The 2,761-nt window shown below is 55.6% G+C and carries 4 protein-coding genes; all 4 read right to left on the reverse strand.

The window, feature by feature from the left end; all coding sequences use genetic code 11:
* Window positions 1–707: FadR/GntR family transcriptional regulator (locus B3F49_RS00450; protein ID WP_293908492.1), on the reverse strand; the 707-nt coding region annotated here is incomplete at its 3' end.
* A 48-nt stretch (window positions 708–755) separates the two neighbouring features.
* Window positions 756–1,523: an HpcH/HpaI aldolase family protein gene (locus tag B3F49_RS00455; RefSeq protein WP_293908493.1), complete on the reverse strand. Its 768-nt coding sequence runs from the start codon at window positions 1,521–1,523 to the stop codon at window positions 756–758.
* Window positions 1,520–2,443, reverse strand: a complete 924-nt coding sequence (locus B3F49_RS00460) for a dihydrodipicolinate synthase family protein (RefSeq protein ID WP_293908494.1) — start codon at window positions 2,441–2,443, stop codon at window positions 1,520–1,522. The genes B3F49_RS00455 and B3F49_RS00460 overlap by 4 nt, the downstream gene beginning before the upstream one ends.
* Before the next feature lie 12 nt (window positions 2,444–2,455).
* Window positions 2,456–2,761: TRAP transporter large permease subunit (locus B3F49_RS00465; RefSeq protein ID WP_293908495.1), on the reverse strand; the 306-nt coding region annotated here is incomplete at its 5' end.

Here is a 2,761-nt window from a genome sequence, read left to right on the forward strand (position 1 = left end):
CCTTGTTTGTCAAAGAATTGGACGTTGAGGCTTGAGACTCTCAGGTGGTCGACCATTGCCTGGTGGACCGCCTTTGCATCCCGGTTGAGCAGGGCCTGGTAAATCTCCCGGTGACGCTTGATTGCATCTTCGATGCCGCCTTCGATGAGGATGCCTTTTCCCATGTAGTCACGCAAAAGGGAGGTGAGCACCCCGACGAACATGCTGAGTAGCTCATTGCCGGTGGCCTGGGCGATGGCGATATGGAACTGTTCGTCCAGCTTGACCCGCTCCTTGAGCGGAAGGCTCTTGTCCTCGAACTTGGACAGGATCCTGTCCATCTCCTTCAACTGCTCGTCGGTGATGCGCTTCACCGCCTGGTCCACGGAGCTGAGCTCCAAAATTTCGCGCATCTGTGTCAGGTCGTCGCTCTTGATGCGGTCGACCTGCATGATGCGGTTGATGGCATTCATGACGGTATCGTTTTCCGGTCGGGTGATATAGGCTCCACTGCCGTTCTTGAGCGTGATCAAGCCCCTTTCCTGCAGCAGCTTGAGAGCTTCCCGGATGACCGGTCGGCTGACATTGTACTGTTTGGCAAGCTTCATCTCGCCGGGAAGTTTCTCAGCCACTTTACTGGTGGGAGAGGAGAGGATCACCTCCTCCAGATGGTCTGCAATCTGCTGGCTGAGGTTTACCCGTGAGAGTGAGAAGTGTGAAATGTCCATGGGAACCTCCTCCTATCCAGTCATCTTACTAAATTCGGACCCCTGCATCTAGGTTCTACCAACCATTGCAAAGGTTCTCTTGGCTCCTTGATGGAGAAAGGAGATATCATCGCCGCAGCTGATGAAATCCACTCCCATCTCTTGGTATATCCTGATCGTCCTCTCATCCGGCCCGATCGAGACACCGACCGGCTTGTCAGCCTTCTTGGCTGCCTTGACCACCTGGTTTGCAAGTGCAAGCACCTTCTCGTTCAGGCTGTCGCCGAGCAGGCCGATGGAGGCCGAAAGGTCGTTCGGGCCGATGATCACCGCATCGAGGGCGGGCAGGGCTAGTATTGCCTCAATGCGCTGTACCGCCCGTATGTGCTCGATCTGGATGATCCTGACAAAACTCTCCCTGCTTGTAGAAAGGTAGGTTTTCAAATCCTGTTGATTATACGCTATGGCGCGCCTGGGACCGAACCCCCGTGTTCCCTCTGGTGGATACAGGCAGAGTTCCAAAACCTTTCGGGCTTCAATCTCGTCCATCACCTGGGGGATGATGATGCCGTCGATGCCCATCTCAAGGACATACTTGAGGTCTTGCATCTGCTGGCCTGATGCCCGTACAAAGGCTGCAGCCCCGCCGGCATTGGCCGCCATGACATGAAGCAGAAGATTCTGCTTGTCAAACGGCCCATGCTCGGCATCGATCCAGATGAAGTCGTAGCCATAACGGGCAAGAGCTTCGGTGATGGCAGGGTCATTGAGAAATACGTGCCCGCCCAGAACTGAACCCGACTTCAACCTGGTGCGAAACTCAGAGCCCCGGTTCATAGCTTGAGCCCCAAAAGCGTGCGCATCTCCGCTTCCATTCTGATCAGGCTCTGAATCTCCAACCGGGCATTCTCGTTGAGCAGGGAGACAGGCTTGGAGCGGGTGACCAGGCTCATCGGCACATCGGTGAGGTCGTAGTGGTATTTGGCATTGATGGGATAGGCTCGTGCTTCGGTGACTGCAGCAACGGTAAGGAAGTCCATGACCTTGCGTGCAAGGACGGGTTCCGTTTTGAAGTGCTCATACATCCACTTGTAGATATCGATGTGGAAGTTCGCCATAACCCCGTTGTAGCCATGGTAGCCTGCGATCCAGGAGTCCAGAAGGGTGGCGGTGTTGGCGTTGAACAGGGCTAGCTTGGTTCCCTTGACCAGTTCGACACGGCGTTTCTCGATTTCCAGGGAACAGGAGACGTCCTTGAGGAAGACCAGCTTGTCTTCCTTTGCAGCCCAGGCCAAAAAATCGTCGGTAAGCAGCCTCAGATAGGGATAGGGGCACTCGTACAGGCCGAAGGTGACATCGGGAAGCTGCTCAAAGATATCTTGGGCGTTGGCATTGAAGACCGAGCTGTCCTCGTCGGCCTTTGCCAGGCGGTTGGAGACCAGCACCACGGCATCGACTCCTGTCTGGGCCATGGCTCCCAGCTCATCGATCTGTTGTTTGTGGTCGTCGCTGGTATGGCCGCTTGCGATGACCTTTACCCGGCCTTCGGCAGCCTCGACGACCGCCTTGGCTATATCGAGCTTCTCCTGTGGGGAGAGAAAGAACATCTCGCTGGACTGGCAGACGGCGAAGATGCCGTCGGCGCCCCGGTCGATATACCAGTTGGCAAGAGCCTTCACTGCCGGAAAGTCTACCTTGTTGTCAGCAGTAAAGGGGGTGATCATGGTCGGCCAGCAGCCGTTATAGGGTGTTTTCATTGACATAACTCCTTAGATGAGTCCTGCAGCACGAGGCAGGAAGAGCGTGATCTCGGGGATGTAGGTGATCAGGACAAGGACGATCAGCATGACCACCAGCGGCCAGATGATTTCCTTCATGACTCCCTTCAGCGGTGTCCCCGAAATACCGCTGGTGATGAACAGCAGCATGCCGAACGGCGGGGTGGAGAGGCCTACCATCATGTTGAAGGTGACTACCAATCCGAAGTGGATCATGTCGATGCCCAGAGCATTGGCGACAGGAATCATGATGGGGACGAAGACCAGCTGGATGGTGGAGGTGTCCATGAACATGCC

Source organism: Sphaerochaeta sp. UBA5836, from assembly GCF_002432845.1.
Classification (GTDB): domain Bacteria; phylum Spirochaetota; class Spirochaetia; order Sphaerochaetales; family Sphaerochaetaceae; genus Sphaerochaeta.